Here is a 20783-nt window from a genome sequence, read left to right as displayed (position 1 = left end):
TTTAACGTCCAAGACGCTCCAGCGTCATTTTATAACCGTCATTGCCGTAGTTCAGGCAACGCTTCACGCGCGAAATCGTTGCGGTGCTGGCTCCCGTTTCTGCTTCAATCTGGTTGTATGTGCATCCCTTGCCCAGCATGCGCGCCACTTCCAGCCGCTGCGACAAGGACTGAATTTCGTTAACGGTGCAGAGATCATCGAAGAATACATAGCACTCTTCCACACTGCCCAGGGTTAATATCGCTTCGAATAATTGATCGATGCTTTTATCATTTAGCTTCTTTAATTGCACTGGATGATCATCCCCTATTGTTACTGTGTATAACACTCACACTCCCATTGTACCCGAGCGGAACTAGTATTTTCAAGCATTAACGATTTCACGCATTACAGGACAACCATTACCCGGAGGCAGCATCCCTTATACACGCGCACATTTCACCGCTCCAGCGCTCGCCAAAATCTTCCTGGGCTACCGCCCGATTCCGCTCCTATCCCGAAAATCGGGACATCCGCCTAAACCCATCGCCCGCCCGTATCATACAGTATAGTATCTTAACTCAAAAAGGAAAGTGATATCATGACGCGTCATTCTCACTATTATCACCGCCGACCCACGAATAACCAGCGCTCCCTCAATGAATATGAATCACTGCCGCAGACGCCATCGCCATACCCTGGCATTACTCCATACACCGATTATCCGGATGTGGGTGAAACCGCGTTATATCCATATACCGACGGCGTAACGGACATGGAGGCTTCAGCTTCGGCTCTAGCTCCATCCACGAATTCCGGCGGAGGCGGTCTGGCAGGTCTCCTAGGCGGTGGAGGCGGATTAGGTAAGCTCCTTGGCGGGCTCGGGGTCAATAATATGAGCGACATCAAAGGCCTCATCGATCGGATGGGGGGCATCGACGGCATCGTCAACAACATTGGCAAGGTACAAAAGGTCATGCAGGGCTTCCAGCAGCTTGCGCCTATGGTTTCTCTGCTTGCAGGCGCTCTCGGCAAGAAGAAAGGCGGAGGCGGCAGCGGATCCTCTCCAAGCGCATTTACGGACCAGAATGAAGACGGCTACGAATATAAACCGCGCAGACGCCGTTCCTCGGGAAGCCGACGCCGCTCCGGCTCGCGCAGAACATCCGGCTCTGGCAAAAAACGTCGTCGTTGACCTATGTAAATGGATAAACTTTAAACCTACCGTGCGTTTCACAAAACACGGCAGCCTCTGATCATCAAAGGATATGTGCCTCGATGGGTTTAGCAGATACGTTAATAAAACTCACCATAGGCGGAATCATCCGAACCATCATACATCATGCAGTTGGCTCCAGTCGGTTACCCAAGACTGGAGCCATATCCTTTTATCAACCTATGATATCCTCATCAGCGCGTCCAGTCCCCTTCGGGACCGGCTTCTTTATTCTCGGCGCTTTCGAGTGATTTTAACCGAAACCAATAGGATCCGCGCAGACCGGAACGCAGCAGCATCATGATGCTGCCCATCAGATACAGCACGGTCGGAATCCGTTTCATATGGGGATAGAACATGAGTATGCTGCCAGTGATGAACAACAGGCCGGTCGCAATCTCGCTGATGACCATGCCCACCTCATAGCGGTTCGTCACGGCGAGCTTTCGTTTTCGTTTCCAAGCCAAGCGAAGCATCCGGCGCAGCAGCCGGGAACGCAAAGGCTCATCTGGTTGATGCGATGAACGCTTCTTGGGATGTGGTCTGAGCCTGAGTTTCATATGCAGTCCCTCCTCTGCAAGCCTTTACCCCTTACGAAGGAACAAGAAACGATAGCGATTTAGCATTCGCCTTATGATGCAGGACAACCTTACCTCATTATAGGTAACCGCATGGCAGGGACTTGGGCCGACAGATACTCCCGGCTGGCATCCTCTACCTTACGAATCGCATCACCATTTTTCACGTTAACCTATACTCAACAATGAACCTCTCTATTTAAACCAGCCTCTGCGCATAAACCACAACACCATGCCCCCGCCAAGCACGAACATGAGAAGGAGCACGAAGAAGTATCCATAATGCCACTCCAGCTCCGGCATGTTCTCGAAATTCATCCCGTAAATCCCGGCAATCAGGGTAAGCGGCATGAAGATGGTCGTGATGACCGTCAGTGTCTTCATGATGGTGTTCATCCGGTTCGAATTCACCGATATGTAGCTGTCCCGAAGGTCCGCCGTCATCTCGCGGTCGGCTTCGATCATGTCCGCCAGCTTCAGCAGATGGTCATATATGTCGGAAAAATAAGCATGGTGCGCGTGGTGCTGCAAATGCTGCGAATTCACGATCCGGTACAGCAGATCCCGCATCGGCACGACCGTCCGCCGCAGGCGAAGCAGCCTCGAACGAAGCGCAAACACCTGATTCATAAGATCCTCGACCGAATCCTTCTCCCCCTGGCTTTCCAGCTCGGCCAGCTCATCCTCGATGGCAAACAAGCTTGGAAAGTACTGATCCACCAGCTTATCCATGATCGTATAGGCCGTGAAGCTCGGGCCGTCTTGACCCAGCGGTCCCTTGCCGGCGACCGAGAGCACGCGGTCCCAAGCTTCATCCATTTCGCGCATGGCTTTCTCGTGAAATGAGACAATATACGAAGGTGCCAGAAACAGATCCACCTCGACGACACCCAGCGTATCCGGCTGTAGGGCATGTAAGACTAAGAACTGCATCTGTTCGTAATAATCCAGCTTCGGCCGCTGCAGGATGTGCATGCAATCCTCCACCGCCAGCGGATGAAAGTGAAAATAGCTATCCAGCATCCGCGCCTCCTCCGGCGTCGGCTCACTGAAATCGACCCAGATCCAGGTATAGTCCTCCATTCGAATCTCTTCGAGTGGAAGTCCGATTACCGCTTCATAGCTTGGGGTAATGGCTAACGTGCGAATCATGATAAGCTCTCCTTCCAGCACCTTCGGTTTCGTTAAAATAAAAAAAGCCAATCGATTCCTGATTGGCCCCACAACTATCCATGATCTATGTGTAATTACGTTTTTAGAAAAGAATTTTAAAGATGACTCCTGCCAGTACGGCCGTAATCGGAATCGTAATAAACCAGGTCACTACGATGCGCCCTGCCAGGGACCATTTCACGGCGGAGAAGCGTTTCGCTGAGCCTACGCCGAGAATCGCCGACGTAATGGCATGCGTCGTACTGATTGGCAAGTGAAGCAGCGTAGCCGAGAAGATGACGGATGCAGCCGAGAAGTCCGCTGCAAAGCCGTTGATCGGCTCGATTTTGAATATTTTCGTACCCATGGTTTTGATGATCTTCCAGCCGCCCACCGAGGTTCCGAGCGCCATCGCTGTCGCTGCCGAAATTTTAACCCAGAGCGGAACTTCCATCTCTGTCAATTGACCGGAAGTAACCAGAGCAAAAGTGATAATCCCCATCGCCTTCTGTGCATCGTTGGTACCGTGCGTGAAGGATTGCAGTGCTGCCGTAAAGATCTGCATCGTGCGGAAGCCCTTATTCACCGTATGCGGACTGCGCTTGGCAAAGATGAACTTCAGCAGCTGCATGACCACATAACCGATCACAAACGCAAGGATAGGCGACAGGATCAGCGCTAATACGATGTCCTTAAATCCGCCATAATTCAGCATGTCGCTTCCCGCGCCGACAAATACCGCACCGGCCAATGCCCCGATCAGAGCATGGGAAGAGGATGATGGCAATCCGAACCACCAGGTAACCAGGTTCCAGATGATGGCTGCAAGCAATGTTGCAATAACAACCTCGATCCCGTTATCCAGCTTGGTCGGATCCGCGACGCTGCCGCCGATGGTTTTGGCAACGCCCGTGAACATCATCGCGCCGACGAAGTTCATGCTCGCTGCAAGCAGTATGGCTACCCGCGGCTTCAGGGCCCGGGTCGAAACCGACGTTGCGATAGCGTTCGCCGTATCGTGAAACCCGTTGATGAAGTCAAATGCAAGCGCCAAAAAAACAACAATTACTAATACTAACATCGTTGTATCCATTGTTCAAAGACTCCCTTACGAGTTGCGCATAATGATGGATTCCAGCATATTTGCCACGTCTTCGCAGGTGTCCGTGGTCGTTTCAAGACGTTCGTAAATCTCTTTTTTCTTGATCAGCAGAATCGGGTCAGAGACGGTGGCGAACAGATCCTTGATACAGATGCGCAGCAGCTCGTCGCCTTGGTTCTCCAGATCGTTCAAGCGGATCGTGTACTCACGAATAGCCAGAAGTTTTTTCTGAGAGAGCAAATGAATGGCCTTCTGAATTTCGTAAGCCGATTGACGCAAAATTTCGGCAAACTGTACCATGTACTCGTCAGGTTTCCCCAAATTGTACATATAGAAACGGGATGCCGTTGCTTCCAATCCGTCCATCACATCGTCCATGCTGGTTGTCAAGTCCATAATATCGTCGCGTTCGATTGGCGTGATAAACGTTTTGTTGAGCTCAGTGATGATGGTATGTGTATAGGTATCACACTGGGACTCGTATTTTTTCATTTCATTGGCAAATTCAAGCACATCTTGAAGATTGGAAACGTGCTGCGAAAAATAATCTGCGGCTTGTACCACCGTATCGGCCATATTCTCCAACGTTTGGAAGAATATATCCTTCTTCTTCAATTTCATACTCTTAACCCCTTTTTTCGATAAATTGCCGCGAACGCCCTTATAAGATAGACAACCTTGACTATCTTATCACATCCATGGCAGGGTGTGTATAGAAAAGTAACACTCAAAAATGTAAGGAACTAACAAAATAGAAGATGCATGGATATCGCTTCATTTCCCTTGCCTATTAACATCTCCGTCTGTGTGCAAATTATCCCGATATGCATCCAACATCCACCTCTTATACATCAAGGATTCGTAATGGTCACATGGCTTTCAAAAGAAGGCGAATTCGGCACAATATTGAAATACGTCGTTCCCGGCACCAACGGCACTTCCTTGCCGTCCTTCACAAAACGGATCGCATCGCCCGCTGCGCGTACCCACTGCCCCTCGATGACCTCTCCGCGCTGGAACAGCATCGCTTTCCCGCCCGCTTCCACATTCACGGAAAGTCGGCCCACATCATCCAGCACTTTATGATCCGCCCCGAGCACGATGACATTCGCGGCTTCAAGCTGGACATTATCGTTAAGATCCACATGCGGCGATCCATTGACCCACCGTTTGTACGTATTGGACGAACCATCATACTGATAAGCCACCACATAACTGTCTAGTAAAAATTTGATTTCTACCTTCTCCCCGGGTTCACCGGAAATAACCTCCACAGGCGCCGTTCCTTCTGCACCTTCGCCGCTTGCAGCCGTCGGCTCCGAATAGAACGAATATTGCGGCACCTTCACGTCGTTGCCATAATTAAGCTTGGCCGCTCCTTCACGGAGCTTCTCGTCGCTGGAATACAGATTATGCGGCGCTTTGCGTTCCTTGTCTCTCCAAAAATAAGAACCTGCATTTCCGATCTCGTCCATATCCTGCTTGCCTTGCTTTTGGATGATGCTATAAGCTTCAGGGCTGCCGCCCGCGTGGACCAGAACGCCGCCGTAGCTCTCGCCAAGATTGATGAGATAAGGACGAATGCTGCGAATCGGCCCGATCTTCTCAATGCCGCTCTGGCTTTGGAAAATGCCGATCAGTCGCGTGATCCCTCCCTCCGCCAGCACTTCATACACCATATCCGCTTGTCCCAGACCCGACTGCGGCCTTGCCGCCGGTGCGTTATTGATCATAACGGCCAGCGGCCGCTGCGTCAGTGACGCTTCTAACGGCATTCCTGTCAGCGGTGCTTTATATGGAGAGGACGTTTCCTCTTGAGGCACTTCTACCGGCTGCTCGATCGGAGCCTCCACCACCGGTGCCGGAGCAGGCTCCGCCTGCTGTTTATCGCCGCCGCACCCCGACAGCATAAGAACTGTCGCCATCGACATTAAGCTTGTCCTCCACGCGAATTTTTGGAAAGACAAAGACCCTTTGCTAAACATATGGTTTCCCCCTATGAACGCTCCCATTACTTATTACCCTAAATTTCCAACCTATTTCCCCAAAATTTCCAACCGACAATCAACTTTAGTTTACATTTAATCACAAAATCCGTGCTTTGTCTGTATATAGAAGGGATCCAATCCTTTCATGAATAACCTTGGCAGCAGTTCCAACTCAAACCATGGTGAGGTTCTTAACGACCCGGTTTGTGACATAAAAAAGTCTCTTAGAAGGCATACGTATAGTATGTATGCCTTTAAGAGACTTCCTGCTTCCATGCATTTATTTAGCCGCGAAAGTTTCCGAAGGGAAACGAGATGCCGATGGTCATCCGATCCGCAAACCAATATTGCCAAACTGCTCGCCCGCCGTCATCCGCCGGAACGCATCCAGAATCTCATCCAGCGGGTACATCCGGTCGATCAGGGGCGCAATGGTGTGCTCCTCCATGAACCGAAGCATCTCTCCAAACTCCTCGCGGCTCCCCATCGACGTACCGATCCAGGACAGCTGCGGAAAAAATAAGGCTCTCAGCGGAACCTCGACCGCGTCGCCGGAGCTGGCCCCAAAGCTGACGATCCGCCCATTCGGCTTGATCACTTCCAAGTATTGGGGAAAGGTAGCCGGACCGATACTATCCAGAATCACGTCCACCTTCTCCCCTTGCAGCTCTTCGCTCCAATCCCCGCTGCTCGAAAAAGCCTTATGCACAGAATAGCGCCGCGCTTCTTCGAGCTTGGCTTGGCTTCGGGAAGTGACGCTGACGACAGCCCCCGCAGTCTGGGCCATGAGCATGGCGTAGGTTGCAACCCCGCCTCCTATACCTGGTATAAGCACATGCTCGCCAGGCTTGATATGCGCCCTCGTAAACAGCGCACGGTAGGCCGTTAGCGCGGATAAAGACAGTACTCCCGCTTCCTCCCATGTCAGGTATGTCGGCTTTCTGAAGGCATTGTCCGCTGGAATGACGACCGTTTCAGCAAACGTACCGTCCGTGGGTCCGCCCAGGATCTGCGGCACCACCGGGACCTCTTCGGTGTTATCCCAACCGATCGTCGGATGGATGATGACTTCCGTGCCGACTGTCAGACCCCCCACTCCTTCACCCACGGCATCAATGATGCCTGCTCCGTCTGAGCCCAGAATGAGCGGAGCATCCGCCGCATGACGTCCCTTCATCAGAAACAGATCGCGGTGATTGAGTCCGGCCGTCTTTAAACGGACCCGGATCTCACCGGGACCCGGTTGTTTCGATTCCATATTGCCGACCCGAAGTCCGTCCAGACCGCTCCGGCCGTGATGAATGGCTGCTTTCACATGAATCTCTCCCCTTCTTCCGGCTTGTGTAGGCCATGTTAGGTTCAATTGTATAGTTCGCCTCGGAGCATGTAAAATGAATAGTAATGAATATGGCATTCAGTCAGAATGAAGTCAGGAAGGTGAGACTAATGGAAAGCGGAGATTTACGGATATTCCGAGCAGTAGCGGAGGAAGGCAGCATTACGCGGGCGGCCCAACGCCTGCAGTATGTTCCCTCCAACGTCACGGGCCGGATCCGCCAGCTGGAGGACAGGCTCCAGACGGCCCTGTTTATCCGAAGCAATCGTGGGATGGAACTGACCCCGGCCGGCGAGCGCCTGCTTGGATACACGCGTCAAATTTTAAATTTGCTGGATGAAGCGGAGAAATCCGTACAGGCAGAGGATACGCCGCGGGGACCGCTACGAATCGGTGCGATTGAATCCACCGCCGCTGCATATCTGCCGGGACGCCTGGCCGACTATTATGCCCGTCACCCCGAGGTCAGCCTGTCCCTCACCACGGGCAACTCCAGCGTGCTGATGCAGCAAGTGCTGGACCGCGAACTGGACGGCGCTTTCGTGTACGGACCTTTGACGCATCCTCTACTGAAACAGATCCCTTCGTATAATGAGGAACTGGTGCTCATCTCCGAAGCCGGAGCGGCAAGCCAGCAGGAGCAGCTGCAGAAGCCGATGCTTATTTTGTCGACAGGCTGCACCCACCGATCCAGAGTGGAGCGCCTGCTGGCCGAGGCTGGCGTTCAACATCCGCAAATCATAGAGTTCGGTTCGCTCGAAGCCGTGTTAGGCGGGGTTGCTTCGGGTCTCGGCGTAGCGCTTCTCCCGAGGTCCAATGCCGTTTCGCTTTCCAACGAGAAAAACATTGCAGCCATGACACTGCCGGAGTCCTACCGCGAGGTCGTGGTGTATTTTATCTATCACCGCGACGTGCCGCTGAGCAGCGCCCTTCGAGCTTTTCTGGAGCCGGAGCATCAAAAATGATTGAAGTTTGACCCTCAAAACGGGCACCTCGGATCGAATGACCACAGCGTGAGAATCCCTGCACTCCTGAAAACGAAAACGATTGAGTAATCTAGTCAGTGGGAGGATTCGATTGAACGTTCACAACTTTGTGATATTTATCACGTGTAATGTGAATATTTTCACTTATAATAAAGACATAGAGAAGGTGATCACTTCCCAAGGCAACAAGAATCGACAACATCGCATCAGAAACAACGTTATAACCCGTTAATCCCAAAAATCAAAACTCATTTAAGGAGTGGTTTATATGTTTAACCATTGGCTGAGAACGAACAAAGTTGCAATGTGGCTGCTGACCTTCATCCGGGTCTATATCGGTTATGAATGGCTGACAGCAGGTTGGGGCAAATTGACAGGCGGCGGATTTGACGCTGGTGGGTTCCTCCAAGGCGCAATTGCCAATGCAACCGGCGATCACCCTGCCGTCCAAGGCTGGTGGGCAGCGTTCCTGGAGCATGCGGCACTGCCGGGCGTGAAGCTCTTCAACTTCATCATCCCGCTCGGTGAGTTCCTGGTAGGTCTCGGACTCATTCTCGGTACCTTCACCACCTTCGCCGCCCTGATGGGACTGGTCATGAACGCCGCGTTCCTTTTCTCGGGCACCGTGAGCACCAACGCCCAAATGTTACTGCTTGAAGTGCTGATCATCGTCGCTGCGGCCAACGCCGGTAAAATCGGTCTTGACCGTTGGGTTCTCCCTTACCTTCGCGGCCTGTGGAATAAAATGACCCACCGTGATCATGAACCCAAAGCACCGACAACTCATCTGAAAGAGCGCACAGCTTAACCTTATAACAACCATAAAAAGACGTTGGAGAATTCCGGTTCTCCATCGTCTTTTTTTCGTGCCAAGAACCTATGCCAAATCGCAGCCTATGCGAATACTGTATTTAAATACAGATTTTTGCAAATATGAATAATTTGCTATGATGCGACATTATATAGATCGTTGCTGTTTTTTCGGCTTCCGTCGTGATTACGATTTTCAAATTCGCAAAAATCTGAAAACAAAAAAAGAGAATGATTATTCATTGGAGGAGTGGTGCTGATGTTTATTCAATGGTTGCAATCAAGCAAAATCGCAATGTGGCTGCTGACGGTCATTCGGGTGTACGTTGGGTATAAGTGGCTGACGGCAGGCTGGGGCAAGCTAACGGGAGGCTTCGATGCGACCGGATTTATGCAAGGGGCCATCGCCAAATCCACGGGTGAGCACCCTGCGGTTCAGGATTGGTGGGCCGTATTCCTGAAGCATGCCGCGCTGCCCGGCGTCAAATGGTTCAACGTCATCGTTCCACTGGGCGAATTCCTCGTCGGACTTGGCCTCATTCTCGGCACATTCACTGTGTTCGCAGCGCTGATGGGGCTCGTGATGAACGCTGCGTATCTCTTTTCTGGTGCCATCAGCATCAACGGTCAGCTCCTGCTGCTCGAATTCCTGATCATCCTCTCGGCCGCCAACAGCGGAAAGATCGGGATCGACCGCTGGCTCATGCCCTACCTCCAAGATAAATTCACGCGCAAAGCAAAGATCAGCAGTGACCCTTCCTCTCTGCAGAATCAGGCGGTCTGATTTTACAAGGGATGTGGGAGTTTAGGGGCGGTGTAATCCAAAAGTATAAATCAAGCGGATGGCGCTTGCTTCCCCAGTAATATGAATGGGGGCTGACTCCTCAGATCCTAAATTGAGACCAATTCTTACGTCATGTCTAAACAGGAATGGTTGATGCTTCTCCTCTCTTCGACCTCTTACAGCTTGGCTTACCTTTATAAACTCCCTCGAAGTGATTCAATTTCCTCACTCAAACTCATGAATTCGCAGGATTTCACCCTGAGCTAAACATGAAAGAAGAGAATCCAGGGGAGTCGGTGGCTGGGGACAGTAGAAAGGGCATGCGGGAACAAGGGTGTTGTGTCCAATACCCACTTTGTTCCATATCATGCACGTCTCCACTTTGCCCTAGTGATTCTCACTCCCATGTCTCAACGGGTCTTAGCCCTTTCATTCCTTCGTCACATCTAACTAAGGGGTGGAGGTCGGTCTTTCTAACGGAACGGGTCCGAGCCCTTTTGTTTAATATCTCCCGATACCTCGTGCTTCTTGTCATCCTGCGAATGCATGAGCTGGTGAGAAAAACTGCTTAAGCTGCTTGCGGAAACACTTTAGTCGAGTCGTAAGCTTCACTGCTTTTGGCCAGACCAACAAGCATACGGGCGACTTTACCGCACAATTTCATTATAGATTTCATTTTCTTGAGTTTTTTCACATCGACATTATGGTGGTGCAGGGCTCTAATATCCGGATTGGTCATGACCATGCACATCGTCATGAGATAGAGAAAACGTCGGAGACGAGGGCGGCCGCGTTTGCTAAGCGCCATTTTACCACGCCACTTTCCGGAACTGGCTTCAGTTAAATTGAGGCCGGCATGTCGTAATAAAGCATTTCCATGTACATAGCCGCTCAGATCTCCAGCTTCTCCTAGAATGCCAGCCAAGCTCGTTGCATTCAAACCCTGAATATCGAGCAGTTTCTGTGCATAGGGGATACGCCTCAAGATGAGATGAAGTTCATGCTCAATTTGTTCAAGTTGGCGCTGAGCCAAGTCATATTCCTCTAGTAGTTGACTCAGATGAAGCTTGTAGGCTTGGAGTGCCTGCGTGGCGCCAATGCTGCATTTTGCTAGTTCAATGAGCTGTTCCGCTCGTTTAACTCCAGCATGACGCTTTACATATTGTTTCCAACCGGTAAGAACCTCTTCTGTGGTTAATCTACTAATTTCCTCCGGTAAGGGAAAGAGTCTGAGCGTAGCAATAGAGCTGGTACAGGTAAGGGTTTTAAAGACCTGGCGCAGCTCAGGGAACACGATATCAACCCATCGATGAATTTGGTTAACAGCACTGTTGAGCCGTTTTGTAACCGTGTCTCGGTTAGCCATGAGAATTCGCAGTTCTTCGTAGGCTTCTGGATGAAAACGAACAGGGGAGTAGTACCCGTTTTTGACCATGTCTGCAATGACAAGAGCATCTTTGCGGTCACTTTTAGATGGCGAGTTGTCACGGTTCTCCTTATTCTTTTTAACGAGATGGGGATTAACGAGAACGGCTTCAATGCGCTGAGAAGAGAGCCAGCGCGCAAGATTCAGCCAGTAATGACCTGTAGGTTCCATGCCTATAATGACTTTGTTAAGCTTGTAGGTTTGGAGTAGATCCTGGATCCAGCGTCCAAATAGCTTGAAACCCTCAAGATGGTTACCGAATTCCAGCGGTGCACCTAAAGCAATCCCGCGAAAGCTGACGGCCCGGGCAACATGAGTATCTTGAGCAATGTCTACTCCGACGACCAGATGATGAGCGGTAATGTTTTCAATGAGTTGATTTTGCTTATCTTGTGCTTTAAACTTCATAGTAGAGCGACCTCCTGGATGGGCTTTTTGAGGCAATGACCTCGTGTGTAACCCCATCGTACCGAGGCGCTCGTTTTTGTTCAATCTCCAAAATATTCGTATTACAGGAATTCTAACGGGTGACCGATGCCACCGGTACCGGTCATCCGTGTCTTATCACCATTTTGCCCCAAGTAACGATTTCACCACCGAACCCAGCGGCCTAGCGATATGCTATCTCCCAATGCGTTGCATCTTTATCTACACGCACCAGGTACTAGATGCTGCTTTGCGCATACTGCTTACAGCTTGCTAGATTTTCTTTGCTGGCTTTGTACTTACTAGCTTTATTAATTACCTACTGACCATGCTTGCTTACTCACTCTGCACGTCTGCACAGAATATTCTTACAGCATATTACTTACTAGTTACCTGCTTACTCCCATTTAACCTACTCCCGCAATACTCCAGACAACATGCTTTAGCACCACATACTTACTAATTACCTGTTTACTACCTATTTGCCTACACCAGTAATACTCCAGACACCATGCTTTACCACCACATTACTTACTAATTACCTGCTTACTGCCCATTTGCTTACTCCCGCAATACTCCAGACAACATGCTTAGCACCACATTACTTACTAATTACCTGCTTACTACCCATTTGCTTACTCCCACAATCCTCCAGGCACCATGCTTACCACCACATTACTTACTAATTACCTGCTTACTGCCCATTTGCCTACTCCCGCAAAACTCCAGACACCATGCTTATCAACACATTACTTACTAATTACCTGCTTACTGCCCATTTAACCTACTCCCACAATACTTCTGACACCATGCTTACCAACACATTACTTACTAATTACTCGCTTACTGCCCATTTGCCTACTTCCGCAAAACTCCAGACACCATGCTTTAGCAACACATACTCACTAATTACCTGCTTATTCCCATTTAACCTACTCCCGCAATACTCTAGACACCATGCTTACCACCACATTACTTACTAATTACCTGCTTACTGCCCATTTGCTTATTCCAGCAATACTCCAGACAACATGCTTTAGCAACACATACTTACTAATTACCTGCTTACTACCCATTTGCTTACTCCCACAATCCTCCACACACCATGCTTTACCACCACATATCCTAGTGCGCATCTTCCCCTCACTGTCCCGTGTTTCTCCTACTCTATATATTGCACCTGTTCGCCCTCTCGCTTATCATCTGTCACTTCCCCCTGCCAACTCACAAATTAAAAGTTTTTTATGATTTTTATCACGAATGTGATTTTAATCACATATATTGTGATTTATTTCACTTATAATAAAGACATGAAAGAGATGATCATCTTCCTAAAGAACAACATCATAGAACTTCAGCACATCATCCGACAATTGGCAAGGAAGCTTTCATAAAAAAGAAATCATACTTTTAAGGAGTGGTTTATATGTTTAACAACTGGCTGAGAACAAACAAATTGGCAATGTGGCTGCTGACCTTCATCCGGGTCTACATCGGTTATGAGTGGATGACAGCAGGTTGGGGTAAATTGACGGGCGGATTTGAAGCAGGCGGCTTCCTGCAAGGCGCGATCGCCAAAGCAGCCGGCGATCACCCCGCAGTCCAAGGCTGGTGGGCGGCGTTTCTGGAGCATGCGGCACTGCCGGGAGTGAAGCTCTTCAACTTTATCATCCCGCTCGGTGAGTTCCTCGTAGGGGTCGGGCTGATCCTCGGTACCTTCACTACCTTCGCCGCTCTGATGGGACTTGTGATGAACGCCGCATTCCTCTTCTCGGGTACGGTGAGCACCAACGCCCAGATGTTACTGCTTGAAGTGCTGATCATCGTCGCTGCTGCCAACGCCGGTAAAATCGGCCTCGATTATTGGGTTCTCCCTTACCTCCGCGGCCTGTGGAACAAAATGACGCACAGAACAACTAAAGGCGATGGCACCACGCACACACCTTTCAAAAAACAAACGGCATAAACATGGTAAGCATCTGCAACCAAAAAAACTAAAACTAACCTATTGATTACACAGCCCGTCTTGAGCAATCAAGCCGGGCTGTTTTTGTTGTGGTATACATTGGAGATTTGGCATATGGGTCGAGCACTGTCATACATTTCAGCTTTGTCATACATTTGAGCTTTGTCTTACATTGAGCACTGTCATGCATTGAGCTTTGTGATACATCTGAGTGTTGTATTTACCTTCTAACGTCGTACATAAGTTCGAGCGTAGTTCATACTGGCACTGCCTAGTCACTTGCAATTTTAGCGGACTCAGCGGACCTTATTTTAACTAAAAGCACCCTTTCTTTAACACGAACGGACCACAGATCCGTTATTCACCAAATAAGGCCATCATTTTACGAATTATCGGCAATTTAACGGATTCTATGTCCGATAAACCCCTCAAAAGCGAGCATATTGCGAAAATAGCGGATCTGAGGTCCAAGAGCGTCATACTTACTTCGAGTGTCGTACTTACGTTCGAGCGTAGTTCATACTGGCACTGCCTAGTCACTTACAATTTTAGCGGACTCAGTGGACCTTATTTTGACCAAAAGCACCCTTTTTTTAACACAAACGGACTACAGATCCGTTATTCACCAAATAAGGTCATCATTTTACGGATTATCCGCTACTTAACGGAACCTGTGTCCGATAAATCTTGCAATACTGTGCCAATAGCCAAATAGCGGATCTGAGGTCCGGAGAGTGCCATAAATTTGAGCGTTGTTCATACTTTCGAGCGTAGTTCATACGGGCACTGCCTAGTCACTTACGATATTAGCGGACTCAGCGGACCTTATTTTGTCCAAAAGCACCCTTTTTTTAACACGAACGGACCACAGATCCGTTATTCACCGAATAAAGTCCTTATTTTGCCGATTATCCGCTACTTAACGGAACCTGTGTCCGATGACCCCATCAAAAGCGAGCATATTGCGAAAATAGCGGATCTGAGGTCCGTTGCGGCCAGGCCGTAACTCGTTTGACATGCCATTTCCTTAGCAGTTGTATAGTTGAAGGATTTGGTTTCGGACTGCAGAAAAATCCTGATCAATAAAAGAGCCCATGCAATCCTACTTCCAGGACTGCATGGGCTTACCCAAGACCAAAGCTTGCTCAAAACATTATTTCTGCACCGCTGCTTTCAGCATATCGATCTTCTGTTCCCTGGTCATATCCCATGTGGTTGAAATGCTGTATTCAAAGCCGCCTTCATGCCAAAAAACGTATTTTGGATAGATATGCGCCGGGAAATCATCCTCAAAGAACCCTTTCTTCTTGCTTCCCTCTGAGTCCAACGTAAATTTTGAAATGGCCAGCGTGTCTTTCCCATTCGTATATTCAAGACGAATGGTTGCCGCCTCTTTCCAGTCTATCTTTTTCGCGTAGATGGGTTTTCCGCTCTCCTTGCCTTCGGCCCTTACTTCATCAAGGAACTTTCCTTCGGTTGGACCTTCAATTCTCGCTTTGGAAAACTTAAATCCCTCCGGCAAGTTGGCAGGCCGCTTCAGAATAGAACCCTCCAGCTTGGAAGCTCTAATCAAGTAGTCCTCGTAAGCAGTGAATTTTTCTATACCTCCCCAATAACTTAGGTCGAATCCGCTGTTAAGATCCTTATATTTATGATACAGAACATACATATCACCTGTCTCTTCGCTTAGCTTCTTCACTCTATTGGTCTCAGCTTCGATATACTTCTTATCCTCTGGAGTTAGAGCCTTGGCTGCTGCTTCTGCTTTTTTTTCGGCCTTTTCCAGCTCTTTTTTGTAAAGCTCGCGGTCAATATCCCCCTTGGGATCGATAATATCCGGCACGTTATTGACAACAGCTCCATCCTGTTCCGACTGCACGGAAGCCTTTGGCGTTACGTTCCCTGCATCGCTTTCCTTAGCATTAACCAATGTCACGCTGCCTAGCGCGAGAATCATCCCCATCCCCAGAATGGACAGGCGATAAGATTTTTTGTGAAAATGTTTAATCATCGTAAGTCTCCTTTTCATTTGTTTATGCGTGGCGGACAGGCCGGCAAGTCCCGGCTGACGTTGGTTTCCTGAAAAATGGTCCAGCACATGGATGATCGTTTGTCCGTATGCATTGTTTTGCTGCGGGCTCATCCGATTCAAGGCGCATGCATCGCAAGCCATCTCCTGGTCTTGTCTCGCTTTATGTACGGCTAGCCATAATAACGGATTAAACCAATGGATGATCAGGATGATATGCATTAACCAGTTCACTGCGACGTCCCGCCGCTGAATATGTGCGAACTCATGCGCCAGAATGTATTGAAGTTGATCCTTTTGCAGCGTGATAAGCAGACTGGGCGAAATGACGATCGCCGGTTTGTTAAAACCGACCACGGCAGGTCCAGGAATTCGCTCGCTGGCTACAAACTGCACGGTTTGCTTCACGCCTAATTGCTGTTTCGTCTCGTGAAACACGGCCAATAGAAAAGGCGTATCTATTTTTCGGCCCGTGCGCAGGGCTTGTTTCAATCGAAGCTGGTCGTATACCGTTTTCGCGGCAAGAAGCAGCACACCCGCAAGCCAAACCGACATCAGTATATTGGTGAAGCCTATCTGCTTGAACCCATTCCACCAATAACCGCTGTCCTGCACGGGTCCCGATTCAAGGGATGGAGCAGGTACTTCCGAAGTTCCGCTTGCTTCCGGGTGTATAGAGCGCTCAACATGAATCGCCGCGCTTATTCTCCCCGTTTCCTTCCAAAGCGGTGAAACTTGGGTTTGTTGATGAATGCCGGGCACTATGGCCTCCAGAGACAAAACATTGTATAGGCTAAGCGAGGATTCCGGTGCCCAAGGGAGCAGCAAGCGAATGGCCACAGGAAACCAAAGCCAGTATCTCCATCTGGCTTCAATCTTGTTTTTTAGTAGAAATTGCAGCATCAGGACAAGGACGATCATGATGCCGGCCATGAACGATCCGCGAATGACCCAGCCGAAAAACAACAATAAATTTTCATGCAATGTATGACTCATTAGGGCTCTCTCTTTTCTGTTTCCCCGTCGCTGCTGTTCTCATCAAACAAAGCCTTCAGATCCTCGATTTCTTGCGCATTCAGTTTTTTATCCTGCAAAAAGTTGGCCAGCATCGGCTTTAAAGCTCCCCCATAAAGTTTTTTCATGAAGGATTTGGTTTCAGACTGCAGATACTCCTGCTCGCTGATGATCGGATAAAATAGTTGGGTGCGCTTTGAACCCTTTTCCAGTTTCGCACCCGCTGCTTCCTTCTGCACCAGACGACTGAGGAGCGTCCGAGTTGTATTGGGGCTCCACCCCATCAGATCCGTCATTTTCTTTACGACCTCGCTGGAAGGACAGTCCGGATTAGCCCACAATACGCGCATAATTTCCAGTTCTGCATCCGTAATCGGTGGTATTTGATTCATGCATGAAACCTCCAATGTTAATTCAATAAAACTACATATGTAGTTATGTTAATGCTACGATTGCAGTTTGATAATGTCAACATGTTTGGTGAAGAAAATTTTCTCGGTTTAGTTACATGCAGTATACTTGTACCGCTTGTGGGAATGTTGATCTGCATAAGAACTCATGCCATCCTGTTTTCCAGAGCTGTATGGGCCTGTCCGCAAGTCCTGAAGCTGACGCAAATGTTATTTTTTCACCGCTGCTTTCAAAATCTCGACCTTCTGTTTTCTGGACATATCCAAAGAGGAGGTTGAAATGCTGTACTCGAATTTGCCGCCATCATTCCAAAAAACGTATTTTGGAAAGACATGAGCCGGCAGCTTATCATTAAAGAAACCTTTCTTTTTGCTTCCCTCCGAGTCTGCCGCATACTTGGAAAAGCCCAGCGTGTCTTTTCCGCTCGCATATTTAAGACGGATGCTTGCCGCCTCTTTCCAATCGATCTTTTTCGCATAGATGGGCTTTCCGCTCTTCTTGCCTTCGGCCCTTACCTCATCAACGAACTTTCCTTCGGTCGGACCTTCAATGACCGCTGATAAAAACTTGTATCCCTTTGGCAGGTTGGCAGGCTGCTTCAAGATGGACCCCTTCAGAGTTGAGGCTTTTTTCAAGTAGTCCTCGTATGAAGTGAATTCATGTATCCCTCCCCAAAAGCTAATATCAAATCCGCTATTTAATTTTGGGTACTTATGATACAGAACGTACATATCACCCGACTCTTGGGTCAACTCCTTCACTCTCTGGATCTCATCCTCGATAAGCCTTTTTTCCTCTGCAGAGATAGACTTGGCTGTTTCGGCTGCTTTCTTGACAGTAGCTTTTGGGGCTTTTTCGTAGGATTGCGCCTTCGCCGCGAGGTTTACGGAAGAACCCATTAATAAAATGCTGCTTAGTGTCGCGATTGCTACTTTCGTTGCTGCTTTCATTTGGTAATACTCCTCTCCTATAATTTTTATTTACAAACTACAGATGTAGTTTCAAATAAATACTACAACTGTAGTTCAATTATGTCAACACGGTTTGTGCAGAAAAATTTTTGGGGTTTGGTTGAATACAGAAAAAAAGAGCCCATGCAATCTTATTTCAGACTGCATGGGCTTGTGTATAAAACCTATGGCGCTACGTTCTTGTTCTCCGGCAAAATCAATCGAGCTAAGGTGTATCCCACCACCCCGCCTGAACATCTCATTTTTATCGGCCCACAACAAAAGCCGAGCTTGTAAACCAAGCCCGGCATCTCATTATTCGAATGACCAGCAGTTCAGACTCAAACTGCCATATTGGTAAGATTGAAACAATCGCTTTGCCTTGCGGCCGTTGTCGGCAGCACCCATTGCATAGAACAAAGGGACAAAATGCTCCCGTCCATAGGAAGGGACAGCATCGCTGGCATGAGGCGCTTTTTTGTCAAACGCAAACAGATGATTCAGATTCCATTCCGTCAGCTGCTCCGCGAGCCATTCATCGAATGCAGCCGCCCATTCATCAGGCTCATCGCTCTCGTGCACCATCCGCAGATTGTGCACCAAACCGCCGCTCCCGATAATCAGGATGCCTTCTTCACGCAAATCGGACAGCATCGTACCGATGGAATATTGTTCGTGCGGCGAGCGCTTGGAGTCCACCGACAAGGCCACCACGGGAATATTCGCATCGGGGTACATTTTGCGCAGAATGACCCATACCCCATGGTCCAGACCACGGCCGGTCTCGGCTTTGGCATGCAGATTGTTAGACTCAAAACGCTTACGAATCTGAGCTGCCAGCTCTGCGCTGCCTGGGGCAGGATACGTGATTCGGTACATTTCCTCGGGAAATCCATAAAAATCATGCATCGTGCCATGCTCGGCGTCTTCAGTAAGCCGCTGATCCGGATCGTCCCAATGGGCAGAAAATACAGCTATGCCCCTAGGCGTAGGCAGCTCCCGCCCCAACTGCTCAAGGAAGCGGGTGTACTCGTTGTCCTCCAGGGCCATCATCGGCGAACCATGGGCAATAAATAAAGCAGGTAACGTCATCGATGCCACCTCCAGCTTCAAAATCAAGGGACAACTCTATTGTACCGTTAAATCGCCCATTATGCCAAATAACTCCCTTAAATCATCCAGTGCTGCCACTCCTGCTGAATGTTCTCCTGCTCGTTCAACCAATCCCGTGTCCGCTGAAGCAGCAGCTCGCGCTGGGGTCCGGCAGAGTACGTGTGATCGGCCTGGAAGATAATCTCCTTATCGCAGCGGCCTTCCTGGCGCATCCAGAACACTTTTTGGTACAAAAATGCGTAATCCACCGGAATGACCTCATCCGAGGTACCATGTATCACCAGCACATTGCCCGTAAACTTGATGGCTTCCTGGAAAGGCTGACCCTGTGCCAGCGATTCGAAAAAGACCGGGGTAAACGAGTATCCCAAATAATCGGCGGATCCCGACTTGACAGAGGTGTCGTATACATCGCGACCGGTGATTTTGACGATATCGTTGAACGGATATCCTACCGCAGACCACAGGATCAGATTCTTCACCCGCCGATCCCGAACGGCGGTTTGCAGGGCGACAGCGCCGCCCAAGCTATGCCCGATGAGTGTGATGCGCGTCGGATCGACATCGGTGCAGCTGAGTCCATAATCGAGGACGGAACGCGTCTGGGCAATCATCGAATCGAGACCCTCGCTGCCATAATTGCCCGAGCTCTCCCCGCATCCGATATAGTCGAACCGAATCACCATGTACCCGTCTTCGGCAAACGCACGTGCCGTTTTGACAAAAAGCCGGTCCACGCCGATCCGGCTTCCAACGAAGCCGTGGCAGATAATGACCAGCGGGATCCGATTGCACCGGCCTCCTTGAGCCGCTTCCTTCAACGGGTAATGGATGGTTGCCGTAAGTTCCTCTTGATTATGCCGGATTGTAATTTGCCGCTCCATGCCGATTCCTCCTTGCGATAACACGCCGTAATCATAATATAAATAATTCCGATAAGTTTAATATGAATTAATTAAACTTATCTTAGCATCGTGATTATGGATTGTCAACGCATGGCAGATCGACAAACACGGCATATTTCTTCACGCCTGAATAAATTGTTCCTTCCAGCTTCGCGCCGCACCCTCAGCCCTACTCGTAGCTCTGGCGAAACATGGCATGGGTCTCTTCGCGCCCGCTCCAATCGTTCATCCAGGTCTTCCCGACGGGGTCGTTCTCCCATAAGCTTGATGCGGACAGATCTGTTTCATCACCCTCGGAGGCGTATCCCCCTTCAGGCTGGCCAAATATCCCATCCGCTGTACTGCTGCCTGCAACAACCTCTTGCCCATTGGCCGGCACAGCGTCTCCCCCATGCAATTCGTCGTCAAAAAAGTTAGCACTCACCTGAGAACTCCTCCTTCTTATCCCTAAAGTGATTAGGGTGTCGTCTATAGATTCAGAATGCTTATTATTGTGAAATAGGAACGGCGGAATTATACCTAGTTCACGAATACGACATGGAATTTTCGAACTACCTTGCATTGCAAGTATGTTGTTGGTATGATATATTGCATAACAAGGTAGTCGACAGT

At 49.3% G+C, this 20783-nt stretch carries 20 protein-coding genes; 6 read left to right on the top strand and 14 right to left on the bottom strand.

Features of this window, described 5'->3' with window-relative positions; translation table 11 throughout:
* Position 1: 1 nt before the first annotated feature.
* Positions 2–292 carry a YerC/YecD family TrpR-related protein gene (locus tag MKX98_RS05235; protein ID WP_053489879.1) on the bottom strand — a complete coding sequence of 97 codons (291 nt, stop codon included), beginning with the start codon at positions 290–292 and terminating at the stop codon, positions 2–4.
* 288 nt (positions 293–580) lie between these two features.
* On the opposite strand from MKX98_RS05235, the gene MKX98_RS05230 reads away from it, so the two are divergent.
* Entirely contained in the window at positions 581–1174 is a 594-nt protein-coding gene (locus MKX98_RS05230; protein ID WP_339221811.1) for a hypothetical protein, read from the top strand.
* Between the two features lie 215 nt (positions 1175–1389).
* Here the strand turns inward: MKX98_RS05230 and MKX98_RS05225 are convergent, their stop codons facing one another.
* The 6 genes from MKX98_RS05225 to MKX98_RS05200 form a co-directional block, all read right to left on the bottom strand.
* A complete protein-coding gene (locus MKX98_RS05225) occupies positions 1390–1755 on the bottom strand; it encodes a YrhK family protein (protein WP_071221505.1) in 366 nt (121 codons plus the stop codon).
* 213 nt (positions 1756–1968) lie between these two features.
* Positions 1969–2925 (bottom strand): magnesium/cobalt transporter CorA, encoded by a 957-nt coding sequence (corA, locus tag MKX98_RS05220; RefSeq protein WP_339221808.1) that lies wholly within the window; start codon positions 2923–2925, stop codon positions 1969–1971.
* A 103-nt stretch (positions 2926–3028) separates the two neighbouring features.
* Entirely contained in the window at positions 3029–4018 is a 990-nt protein-coding gene (locus tag MKX98_RS05215; protein WP_071221507.1) for an inorganic phosphate transporter, read from the bottom strand.
* A gap of 15 nt (positions 4019–4033) precedes the next feature.
* Positions 4034–4648, bottom strand: a complete 615-nt coding sequence (locus MKX98_RS05210; protein WP_053489885.1) for a DUF47 family protein — start codon at positions 4646–4648, stop codon at positions 4034–4036.
* A gap of 230 nt (positions 4649–4878) precedes the next feature.
* Positions 4879–5958 (bottom strand): DUF3048 domain-containing protein, encoded by a 1080-nt coding sequence (locus MKX98_RS05205; protein WP_339221805.1) that lies wholly within the window; start codon positions 5956–5958, stop codon positions 4879–4881.
* Positions 5959–6340: 382 nt separating this feature from the next.
* Positions 6341–7330 (bottom strand): zinc-binding dehydrogenase, encoded by a 990-nt coding sequence (locus MKX98_RS05200; protein WP_339221803.1) that lies wholly within the window; start codon positions 7328–7330, stop codon positions 6341–6343.
* 131 nt (positions 7331–7461) lie between these two features.
* Here MKX98_RS05200 and MKX98_RS05195 point away from each other — a divergent pair, with 131 nt between their 5' ends.
* From MKX98_RS05195 to MKX98_RS05185, 3 genes are all read left to right on the top strand, one after another.
* A complete protein-coding gene (locus MKX98_RS05195; protein WP_194545052.1) occupies positions 7462–8316 on the top strand; it encodes a LysR family transcriptional regulator in 855 nt (284 codons plus the stop codon).
* A 289-nt stretch (positions 8317–8605) separates the two neighbouring features.
* Positions 8606–9145 (top strand): DoxX family protein, encoded by a 540-nt coding sequence (locus MKX98_RS05190; RefSeq protein WP_339221801.1) that lies wholly within the window; start codon positions 8606–8608, stop codon positions 9143–9145.
* A gap of 261 nt (positions 9146–9406) precedes the next feature.
* Positions 9407–9931: a DoxX family protein gene (locus tag MKX98_RS05185; RefSeq protein WP_071221512.1), complete on the top strand. Its 525-nt coding sequence runs from the start codon at positions 9407–9409 to the stop codon at positions 9929–9931.
* Between the two features lie 568 nt (positions 9932–10499).
* Here MKX98_RS05185 and MKX98_RS05180 read toward each other — a convergent pair.
* Positions 10500–11765, bottom strand: a complete 1266-nt coding sequence (locus tag MKX98_RS05180) for an IS110 family transposase (protein WP_063477462.1) — start codon at positions 11763–11765, stop codon at positions 10500–10502.
* 1444 nt (positions 11766–13209) lie between these two features.
* Between MKX98_RS05180 and MKX98_RS05175 the strand changes: the two genes are divergently transcribed.
* Entirely contained in the window at positions 13210–13749 is a 540-nt protein-coding gene (locus tag MKX98_RS05175) for a DoxX family protein (RefSeq protein WP_220686499.1), read from the top strand.
* Positions 13750–14494: 745 nt separating this feature from the next.
* Positions 14495–14755 carry a hypothetical protein gene (locus MKX98_RS05170; RefSeq protein ID WP_339221799.1) on the top strand — a complete coding sequence of 87 codons (261 nt, stop codon included), beginning with the start codon at positions 14495–14497 and terminating at the stop codon, positions 14753–14755.
* 147 nt (positions 14756–14902) lie between these two features.
* Here the strand turns inward: MKX98_RS05170 and MKX98_RS05165 are convergent, their stop codons facing one another.
* The 6 genes from MKX98_RS05165 to MKX98_RS05140 form a co-directional block, all read right to left on the bottom strand.
* Complete coding sequence (locus MKX98_RS05165) at positions 14903–16774, bottom strand: M56 family metallopeptidase (protein ID WP_339221797.1); 1872 nt, start codon at positions 16772–16774, stop codon at positions 14903–14905.
* On the bottom strand, positions 16774–17184 hold the full coding sequence (locus MKX98_RS05160) for a BlaI/MecI/CopY family transcriptional regulator (RefSeq protein ID WP_071221516.1): 411 nt from the start codon (positions 17182–17184) through the stop codon (positions 16774–16776). The genes MKX98_RS05165 and MKX98_RS05160 overlap by 1 nt, the downstream gene beginning before the upstream one ends.
* Positions 17185–17412: 228 nt before the next feature.
* Positions 17413–18153, bottom strand: a complete 741-nt coding sequence (locus tag MKX98_RS05155) for a hypothetical protein (protein ID WP_339221795.1) — start codon at positions 18151–18153, stop codon at positions 17413–17415.
* A gap of 315 nt (positions 18154–18468) precedes the next feature.
* Positions 18469–19245: a class III extradiol ring-cleavage dioxygenase gene (locus tag MKX98_RS05150; RefSeq protein ID WP_339221793.1), complete on the bottom strand. Its 777-nt coding sequence runs from the start codon at positions 19243–19245 to the stop codon at positions 18469–18471.
* Between the two features lie 77 nt (positions 19246–19322).
* Positions 19323–20150, bottom strand: coding sequence for an alpha/beta fold hydrolase (locus tag MKX98_RS05145; protein ID WP_071221519.1), 828 nt, complete (start codon positions 20148–20150; stop codon positions 19323–19325).
* Between the two features lie 190 nt (positions 20151–20340).
* Positions 20341–20595, bottom strand: a complete 255-nt coding sequence (locus tag MKX98_RS05140; protein WP_220686502.1) for a hypothetical protein — start codon at positions 20593–20595, stop codon at positions 20341–20343.
* Positions 20596–20783 lie beyond the last annotated feature (188 nt).

It is taken from the genome of Paenibacillus sp. FSL W7-1332 (assembly GCF_037969785.1).
Lineage (GTDB): Bacteria > Bacillota > Bacilli > Paenibacillales > Paenibacillaceae > Paenibacillus_AQ.
Note: the sequence above shows the minus strand (reverse complement) of the source record. Positions and strands in the feature narration are given on the sequence as shown.

Coding starts and splice junctions, on each gene's coding strand:
- MKX98_RS05160 (WP_071221516.1), bottom strand. CDS start 17,184: ATGAATCAAATACCACCGATTACGGATGCAGAACTGGAAATTATGCGC.
- MKX98_RS05185 (WP_071221512.1), top strand. CDS start 9,407: ATGTTTATTCAATGGTTGCAATCAAGCAAAATCGCAATGTGGCTGCTG.
- MKX98_RS05165 (WP_339221797.1), bottom strand. CDS start 16,774: ATGAGTCATACATTGCATGAAAATTTATTGTTGTTTTTCGGCTGGGTC.
- MKX98_RS05205 (WP_339221805.1), bottom strand. CDS start 5,958: ATGTCGATGGCGACAGTTCTTATGCTGTCGGGGTGCGGCGGCGATAAA.
- MKX98_RS05145 (WP_071221519.1), bottom strand. CDS start 20,150: ATGGAGCGGCAAATTACAATCCGGCATAATCAAGAGGAACTTACGGCA.
- MKX98_RS05195 (WP_194545052.1), top strand. CDS start 7,462: ATGGAAAGCGGAGATTTACGGATATTCCGAGCAGTAGCGGAGGAAGGC.
- MKX98_RS05225 (WP_071221505.1), bottom strand. CDS start 1,755: ATGAAACTCAGGCTCAGACCACATCCCAAGAAGCGTTCATCGCATCAA.
- MKX98_RS05175 (WP_220686499.1), top strand. CDS start 13,210: ATGTTTAACAACTGGCTGAGAACAAACAAATTGGCAATGTGGCTGCTG.
- MKX98_RS05215 (WP_071221507.1), bottom strand. CDS start 4,018: ATGGATACAACGATGTTAGTATTAGTAATTGTTGTTTTTTTGGCGCTT.
- MKX98_RS05230 (WP_339221811.1), top strand. CDS start 581: ATGACGCGTCATTCTCACTATTATCACCGCCGACCCACGAATAACCAG.
- MKX98_RS05190 (WP_339221801.1), top strand. CDS start 8,606: ATGTTTAACCATTGGCTGAGAACGAACAAAGTTGCAATGTGGCTGCTG.
- MKX98_RS05210 (WP_053489885.1), bottom strand. CDS start 4,648: ATGAAATTGAAGAAGAAGGATATATTCTTCCAAACGTTGGAGAATATG.
- MKX98_RS05150 (WP_339221793.1), bottom strand. CDS start 19,245: ATGACGTTACCTGCTTTATTTATTGCCCATGGTTCGCCGATGATGGCC.
- MKX98_RS05180 (WP_063477462.1), bottom strand. CDS start 11,765: ATGAAGTTTAAAGCACAAGATAAGCAAAATCAACTCATTGAAAACATT.
- corA (WP_339221808.1), bottom strand. CDS start 2,925: ATGATTCGCACGTTAGCCATTACCCCAAGCTATGAAGCGGTAATCGGA.
- MKX98_RS05155 (WP_339221795.1), bottom strand. CDS start 18,153: ATGAAAGCAGCAACGAAAGTAGCAATCGCGACACTAAGCAGCATTTTA.